The 7871-nt window shown below is 35.3% G+C and carries 7 protein-coding genes and 1 pseudogene; 7 read left to right on the plus strand and 1 reads right to left on the minus strand.

The features are described from left to right. Nucleotides 1-34: 34 nt before the first annotated feature. The 3 genes from ACTF54_RS05975 to ACTF54_RS05985 all read left to right on the plus strand — a co-directional run bounded on the left by ACTF54_RS05975 (nucleotide 35) and on the right by ACTF54_RS05985 (nucleotide 3521). Entirely contained in the window at nucleotides 35-1582 is a 1548-nt protein-coding gene (locus tag ACTF54_RS05975; protein ID WP_347197435.1) for a glycine--tRNA ligase, read from the plus strand. Nucleotides 1583-1871: 289 nt separating this feature from the next. Further along, nucleotides 1872-2429, plus strand: a complete 558-nt coding sequence (locus ACTF54_RS05980) for a CvpA family protein (protein ID WP_347197436.1) — start codon at nucleotides 1872-1874, stop codon at nucleotides 2427-2429. 177 nt (nucleotides 2430-2606) lie between these two features. Next, complete coding sequence (locus tag ACTF54_RS05985; protein WP_438968937.1) at nucleotides 2607-3521, plus strand: nicotinic acid mononucleotide adenyltransferase; 915 nt, start codon at nucleotides 2607-2609, stop codon at nucleotides 3519-3521. Nucleotides 3522-3613: 92 nt separating this feature from the next. Here the strand turns inward: ACTF54_RS05985 and ACTF54_RS05990 are convergent, their stop codons facing one another. Beyond that, a complete protein-coding gene (locus ACTF54_RS05990) occupies nucleotides 3614-4486 on the minus strand; it encodes an AraC family transcriptional regulator (protein ID WP_347197438.1) in 873 nt (290 codons plus the stop codon). Between the two features lie 191 nt (nucleotides 4487-4677). On the opposite strand from ACTF54_RS05990, the gene hemA reads away from it, so the two are divergent. The 4 genes and pseudogenes from hemA to ACTF54_RS06010 form a co-directional block, all read left to right on the plus strand. Beyond that, nucleotides 4678-5931, plus strand: coding sequence for a glutamyl-tRNA reductase (gene hemA / locus ACTF54_RS05995; protein ID WP_347197439.1), 1254 nt, complete (start codon nucleotides 4678-4680; stop codon nucleotides 5929-5931). 44 nt (nucleotides 5932-5975) lie between these two features. Continuing rightward, nucleotides 5976-6929 carry a hydroxymethylbilane synthase gene (gene hemC / locus ACTF54_RS06000; protein WP_347197440.1) on the plus strand — a complete coding sequence of 318 codons (954 nt, stop codon included), beginning with the start codon at nucleotides 5976-5978 and terminating at the stop codon, nucleotides 6927-6929. Nucleotides 6930-7038: 109 nt separating this feature from the next. Beyond that, nucleotides 7039-7572, plus strand: coding sequence for a 3-hydroxyanthranilate 3,4-dioxygenase (locus ACTF54_RS06005; protein ID WP_347197441.1), 534 nt, complete (start codon nucleotides 7039-7041; stop codon nucleotides 7570-7572). 104 nt (nucleotides 7573-7676) lie between these two features. Continuing rightward, a pseudogene (locus ACTF54_RS06010) lies at nucleotides 7677-7871 on the plus strand (helix-turn-helix domain-containing protein); the annotation flags it as partial.

Raw genomic sequence — 7871 nt, forward strand, 5'->3', positions numbered from 1 at the left:
CTTTTATAATTCACATTTTTTTACATTTGCAGCTATGGCAAAGAACAACGATCAAGATCAGTTTAAGAAGGTGCTCTCACATGCAAAAGAGTACGGATATGTGTTTCAATCTAGTGAAATCTATGACGGTTTAAGTGCTGTTTATGATTATGGACAGAATGGTGTGGAGCTAAAGAAAAACATTAGAGAATACTGGTGGCAAGCGATGACGCGACTTAATCAAGATATAGTAGGAATAGATACGGCAATCTTTATGCATCCTACGGTATGGAAAGCTTCTGGTCACGTAGATGCCTTTAATGATCCTTTGATTGATAATAAAGATTCTAAAAAGCGCTATAGAGCTGATGTACTTGTAGAAGATTATTGTGAAAAACACCTTCAAAAAGCCAATAAAGAAATAGCAAAAGCTGCAAAACGCTTTGGAGAAGATTTTGACGCAAAAATGTATGCAGAGACCAATCCGCGTGTGATGGGTTACATGAAAAAGGCTACCGAGCCTACTGCAAGACTAGCCGAATTGCTTCAAAAAGAAGATCTAGATGGCGTAAAAGCGCTGATAGAAGAACTAGAAATAGCCGATCCTGATACAGGTTCTAAAAACTGGACGGATGTACGTCAGTTCAATCTCATGTTCGGCACTAAAATAGGTGCCAGCGCAGATACTGCTACAGATTTATTCTTGAGACCAGAGACTGCTCAAGGTATTTTTGTAAACTTTTTAAACGTTCAGAAATCTGGTCGTATGAAGATTCCTTTTGGTATCGCACAGACTGGTAAAGCTTTTAGAAATGAGATTGTTGCTAGACAATTCATTTTTAGACAACGTGAGTTTGAACAAATGGAAATGCAATATTTTGTTAAGCCAGGAACTGAACTAGAGTGGTTTGAAATCTGGAAAGAAAAGCGCATGGCGTGGCACAGATCTTTGGGAATGGGAGATGAGAACTATCGTTTTCACGATCACGAAAAGATGGCGCATTATGCAAATGCTGCTACAGATATTGAATTTGACTTCCCGTTTGGCTTTAAAGAATTAGAAGGTATTCACTCTCGTACAGATTTTGACTTGAAAGCACACGAAGAACACAGTGGTAAAAAGCTACAATTCTTTGATCATGAGGATAACAAAAATTATGTTCCTTATGTATTAGAAACTTCTATAGGTTTAGATAGAATGTTTCTAGCGGTATTTTCTAATTCATTAGTTGACGAGCAATTAGAAGGTGGCGGCGAGCGTACGGTTCTTAAATTACCTGCGGTTCTTGCACCAGTTAAAGCTGCAATTTTACCATTATTGAAAAAAGATGGACTTCCAGAAATAGCAAACGAAATCGTAGACGAATTAAAATGGTCTATGAATGTGGCTTATGAAGAGAAAGATTCTATAGGTAAGCGCTATGCGCGTCATGATTTAAACGGTACACCTTACTGTGTAACCATTGATCATGACACAAAAGAAGATCATGCAGTAACAGTAAGAGATCGCGATACAATGAATCAAGAGCGAGTTGCCATAAAAGATTTAAAGAACTATCTAGAATCTCGTGTGAGTATGGCAACCTGGTTGAGGAGGATTTAATTTCAACTCAAATTTTAAAACCAACTTGCCAAGTATTTGTCTTGGCTTGTTTGGTTTATTTCTAAGAAAAGAAGCTAGAAATTAGTTTTATCAAAGAATCAAGATTTGATTTAGACCATTCCAAAACAGATAGTTGGTATTTCAAATCTGTCCGGTATCTATTATTTTTTTTGAGAAAATTACAGGCTATGTTTTCGTATTATATTTTGAAAACGTTCTCGACTGCGCTCGAACTGACATTTGCTTTCAAATTCAAGTTCAAATTCTATCTTTTACCTAACTTAGCCCGATGAACTGGTTAGACATCATTATCTGTATTGTTTTATTAATAGGTCTTTACAAAGGTTATTTGAATGGCTTTTTTGTAGAGCTTACTTCTTTGATTGCTTTAATTGCAGCTATTTATGGAGCTATTTACTTTTCTAATTTTGCTGGTGACTGGTTGCGAGAACAAGTACAATGGGATGATGTTTATATTACCATAGCAAGTTTCATTGTCACCTTTCTAGTAATTATTTTTGTTATTACTTATGTGGGTAAGGTGATTACCAAAGTTGTTAAAACAGTTCAACTTAGTTTTATAAACAAGCTTGCAGGTGCAGCTTTCGGATTGGTTAAAATGGCTTTTTTAGTTAGTGTGATATTAATGTTTATCAATTCTGCCAGCGGTGAGTTTGATATTATTACTACAGAAACTAAAGAGAACAGTATGGTTTTTGAACACATAGAACCATTAGCGCCTATTCTATTGCCCAAAATCCTTGAAGAAGCAGATCGAGTAGATAGAAGACTGCGTGGTGATGACCGTGTGGATCAGGACATAGAAGAAGGGTTACAACAACCTTAAGATTCTACTTCTGCTTTAAGTAGTTTTAAGTGTCTTTTCTTTATTTATAATATTTCTTTTCAAGATTATATTGATCTCGCTTTCGCGAAAGCTTAATAGTAAATATTTGTAAATCATTAAGATGCGATTTTGGCATCATTTTCGTAATTCTAGTAATAACTTTTAAATACTACAATTATGAGAGCAATAACTACTTTTCTAGGATCTGCACTTCTCGCTTTAACTTTAACGAGCTGTGATACAGAAATTGTGATAGGTGATGGCTATGCCGGACCTACACTGAATGAGGTACTTGCTTCTAACGAACTATGGTACGTAGATTTGAATAGCACACAAGGGAATCCAGATGTGCCATTCATGACTCGAGCGTTTACTTTAAGTTTTGATTTTGGAACACTGTATGCAAATAATAACCTTGTAGGTGTAGGAAGTGCAGGTGCAGGATTAGGAATTGATATAGGATCATATGATGCCGTTCAAGACAATCTTTTAATACATCATGACATTGATGGACTCCACGAGTTTGAGGTGATTGTAAGAACCTTTAATAGACTAGAATTAAGAGATCTTTTTAATAATACACGCTATTTTTTAGATGGTTATAATCGTGATAATTTTAATTATGATCAATTGTTTTTTGACAATATTCAATATTTCTTGCAAGAATATAGAGCTTGGGAGAAAATATACACTTCCAATGTTGGTGCTATGAATGGATTTGATCAAGAAAATTATTTGAGATTCTTTCCAGGAAATAATCAAGATATTTTTGAAAGTTCTAAGGATAGAAACGGACTAAATGAAGAAAGTATATTCTGGGATTTTGTAGGAGTGTATCAAGTACAAGATCAGGCGCCTGGAAGTATTAACAAGCAATTAACGTTGGGTTATGATTTTATAGGGAATGATTTTTTCGATCTTTACATTCTCGATGATAGAACTATAGAATTGTATCATTTAGACAGCGGAACTTCTTACCGATTTAAAGGTCGTGGATTTATGCAATTAAAAACTTCTCAGAGCGTTAATAGTTCAAAGAATAGATTGCTGGACTTTAAAAGAGCATTGAAAAATAAAAATATAACTGGTTAGTACCAGTAAAGATTTGGTTGGTTGGAAACCGTCTGTGGAGCATCTTTGCTTACAGGCGGTTTTTTTTTATGTTCTTTATATAAGTGATTTTTCTATTTTGTAATATATTTTTTAGGCGTGGTGCCGTACTTCTTTTTAAAAGCGCTTATAAAATGGCTTCCTGTGCTATATCCTACTTTTAACCCTACTTCATTTACATTATGTTGACCGCTATCTAGCAATTGCCTAGCATAATCCATTTTGTGATCTAAAGCAAATCCATAAACTGTATCGCCATAAACTTCTTTAAAACCTTCTTTTAATTTCTTTAGAGATAAGCCTATTTCCATTGATAACTCTGGTAGTGATGGTAAATCAGTCATGCGATCGATAACAATTTCTTTGGCGCGCTTGATTTTACGCATGTTTTCTTCATCTGCTAGAAATGGGCACGCCTCTAGATTAGCGTCTTCTTCTCTATTAAAATAAAGAGATAATAGTTCATAGGATTTACCTTTAAAATAAAGCTGCTTAATAGTATCGTTAAGATTGTAGTTCATTAATTGATGCAATGCTACAGCCATCGATGGAGATATTTTTCCGTCTACGTAATATTTTTTGTCCTTGTTCTCTGGACTCAAGAAACTTACATGTTGCGCATCTGGAGAAAAAAGAGAGTGGAATTTGTTTATAGAAATAAGTACAGAAATAAACCAAGTGTGTCCATCAATATTTAAATCCATTGGTAAATCTCTAGATGGATTATATAAAAGATAAGAGTTTTGCTCCTTTAAATCCAGTTTGTAGCTGCCTTCATTAAAACCCAACTGCAAGTTACCTTTAAGACAATAATGAAATTGCAAAAAGCTACTGTCCACATGATGAGAAAATGAAGCCTTTTCTGAAGTTTCGTTTTTTAATCTTATAATATGAAATCCGTTTTCTATGATTGTGATTTCAGCAGCACCTTTAGCGATGTTTTCCATTATTTATGTTATTTAAAATGACTCTAAATAGGCTAGTTTATGCTTTCGAGAAAGTGAGGTAAACACCACCAATAGACTATTAAACAGTTTGATACGGCAAAGATAACTCATAGCGACGAAAAAGGAACCTTTAGCGTTGTTTTATATCGCAAACCTCACTTAATTTTGCCGACTACGACAGAAAGTAAAATATGGCCGCGGCAGCAGCAAAACATCATTCATTTTATGCAATAGGAATAAGTTACCGCAAGGCAGATGCTATTATGCGCGGTGCTTTTTCGCTTAGTGCAGATGCTATTGAGAATGTGTTGACGCAAGCTAAAGCTGAAGGAATCCCTTCACTAGCTGTTATTTCTACTTGTAACCGTACAGAGTTGTATGGCTTTGCAAAGCATCCCTATCAACTAATTAAGTTATTGTGCGAGCATTCTCACGGAACGGTAGAAGAATTTGAAAAAATCGCTTACGTTCATAAAAATGAAGCTGCAAACGAGCATCTTTTTACAGTAGGAACAGGATTAGATAGTCAGATTTTAGGAGATTTTGAAATCATCGGTCAGTTAAAAATGGCCTTTAAGAAATCAAAGACGCATAAATTGATCAATCCTTATATGGAGCGATTAATGAACTCTGTGATACAAGCTAGTAAACGTATCAAGACTGAAACTGATTTGAGCAGCGGTGCTACATCTGTAAGTTTTGCAAGTGTTCAATATATTCTAGAAAATTTTGAGAAGAATTCGAGCCAGAACATTACGCTGTTTGGAACTGGTAAAATAGGTCGTAATACTTGTGAAAATCTCATTAAGCATACACAAAATAAAGAAATTACTTTAATCAATAGAACAAAAGATAAAGCAGAGCGTATTGCAGGAAAGTTTGATCTAGTGGTTAAAGATTATGCCCAATTAGAAGAGCAAATTGCACAAAGTGATATTCTAATTGTGGCAACAGGTGCGCAAAACCCTACAGTTTCAAAGGACTTAATTTGTACCAGTAGGCCTTTATTAATTCTGGATCTTTCTATTCCTAAAAATGTAAATGAAAACGTTACTGAGCTTAGCAATGTAAAATTGATTCACCTCGATGAACTTTCTAAAATGACCAATCGCACTCTAGAAAATAGAGGTCATTTTATACCACAAGCCGAGGTGATTATATCAGATATTCATAACGAGTTTAAATTATGGCAAGAGTCGCGTCGTTTTGCGCCTACTATGAATGCCTTAAAAACTAAACTATCTGCTCTTAAAGACTCTGAGATAAAGGGGAATAGAACAAAAATAACTGACTTCAATCAAGAGCAAGCGGACCTTATTGCAGATAAGATTATTCAAAAGATAGCCGGTCATTTTGCAAACCATCTAAGAGACGAAGAAGAGAGCACAGAAGAAGCTATTGAGCTTTTAAATAAGGTTTTTAAGCTGGAACAAGTAAGTTCTTAAATTTTGGTTTAACATCTTTCCATCATTAAATATGAATTAGTAAAATGTCCAAAGTAATAAAAATAGGAACCAGAGATAGCGAGCTAGCCATGTGGCAAGCAAAGACAGTACAATCTCAATTAGAAGCATTAGGACATAAGGCCGAATTGTTTCCAGTAAAATCTCAAGGAGACCTAAATCTTACTGAGCCACTTTATGAAATGGGAATTACAGGTATTTTTACTAAAACCCTAGATGTTGCGCTCGTAAAAGGAGAAATAGATATTGCAGTACATAGTCTTAAGGACGTGCCTACACAATTACCTAAAGGAATGGTGCAAGCTGCCGTGATGGAACGAGCATCTTCAAAAGATATCTTAGTTTATAAAAATAGTTTCAATCCAGATGAAGAAACGACGATTGCGACTGGTAGTTTGCGACGTAAATCTCAATGGTTAAACATGTATAGTCATCATCACGTGGTGGATTTGAGAGGTAATGTAAATACACGTTTATCAAAATTACATACTAATAAAGATTGGCATGCCGCTATTTTTGCAAAAGCGGGACTTGATCGCATCGGTCTATTAGCAAAACTAAAAGCCAATTATGGCTTTGAACATACAGATCTAGATAGTTTTATTCCTGCGCCAGCACAAGGTGCCATGATGATTGCTGCGATGCAAACTAATGAAAAAGTGTTAGATGCTGTTGCTGCATTGAACCATCAGCAAACCGCAGTTTGTGTAGATATGGAACGTATATTTTTAAGAGATCTTGAAGGCGGCTGTACAGCACCGATAGGTGCCATTGCGATGGTTAAGAATGACCAGCTGACATTTACAGGAACTCTCATGAGTTTAGACGGTAAACAGCGCATTGATGTAAAAGATACGATGTCTTGGTATGATAATGTAGAGATGGATGATTGTCTCGCTTTCGCGAAAGCGCAATCTCAAAAAGTCCTCTCGCAAGGAGGAAAAGAGTTGATGGCAAACATTAAAGCATCACTAGCTTAAAAGGACAGATTTCTGTTCGAGCGCAGTTGGTAAGGATTTTTATTTCTGATCTTTGATTAAATAAAACTTGCTGCGATTTCTTACCTTTAAAATTCTAAAACTTTCTAAAATGCCTATTCAAGCACCTTTTAATTTAAATAAATGGATCGAGGATAATCGAGAACTTTTAAAGCCACCTGTTGGTAATAAAAACTTGTACAAAGATGCCGGTGATTATATAGTCATGGTCGTTGCTGGACCTAACGCTCGCAAGGACTATCATTACAATGAAACCGAAGAGCTTTTTTACCAGCTTGAAGGAACCATTGAGGTACATATTCAAGAAGAAGGTAAGAAACGTACCATGAAATTAGGTCCAGGAGATATGTATTTACATCCTGGAAAAGTACCACATTCTCCTGCACGTCATGAAAACTCCATAGGTTTAGTAATTGAAAGAAAACGAACTAGTAAAGATGATGTAGACGGTTTGCTTTGGTTTTGTGACAATTGCAATAACAAACTGCATGAAACCTACTTTAAACTGGATAATATAGAAAAAGACTTTTTACCGAGGTTTAAAGAATACTATGCCAGTGAAGAATTAAGAACTTGTGATAATTGTGGTACTATAATGGAAACAGATGATAGATTTGTAGACTAATTAAATAGCTTTTTAAACAACAAAAACCCCAAGCGAAAGCTTGGGGTTTTTTGCTCTTAAAATTGTCATGTCCTAAAACAGCGATACACTAAAATCTAAGTGTAATGGAAACACCTACAAACATTAGTTATATAAAACGTACCCAAAAGTACTACTCGCTTTCTTTTAAGCTTCAAGTAGTAGAAGAAATCGAATCAGGACAACTCGATAGGTTGCATGCTCATTTTAAATATGGTGTTCAGGCTAGGTCAACTATTACAGCAATGCTTCGTAAATATAGTGCCTTTGTTTGGGAAAAC

Source organism: Nonlabens sp., assembly GCF_965657255.1.
GTDB lineage: Bacteria > Bacteroidota > Bacteroidia > Flavobacteriales > Flavobacteriaceae > Nonlabens.

Bases quoted from the DNA above. Each gene is read 5' to 3' on its own strand.
- ACTF54_RS05975 (WP_347197435.1), top strand. From the start codon at position 35: ATGGCAAAGAACAACGATCAAGATCAGTTTAAGAAGGTGCTCTCACAT.
- ACTF54_RS05980 (WP_347197436.1), top strand. From the start codon at position 1,872: ATGAACTGGTTAGACATCATTATCTGTATTGTTTTATTAATAGGTCTT.
- ACTF54_RS05985 (WP_438968937.1), top strand. From the start codon at position 2,607: ATGAGAGCAATAACTACTTTTCTAGGATCTGCACTTCTCGCTTTAACT.
- ACTF54_RS05990 (WP_347197438.1), bottom strand. From the start codon at position 4,486: ATGGAAAACATCGCTAAAGGTGCTGCTGAAATCACAATCATAGAAAAC.
- hemA (WP_347197439.1), top strand. From the start codon at position 4,678: ATGGCCGCGGCAGCAGCAAAACATCATTCATTTTATGCAATAGGAATA.
- hemC (WP_347197440.1), top strand. From the start codon at position 5,976: ATGTCCAAAGTAATAAAAATAGGAACCAGAGATAGCGAGCTAGCCATG.
- ACTF54_RS06005 (WP_347197441.1), top strand. From the start codon at position 7,039: ATGCCTATTCAAGCACCTTTTAATTTAAATAAATGGATCGAGGATAAT.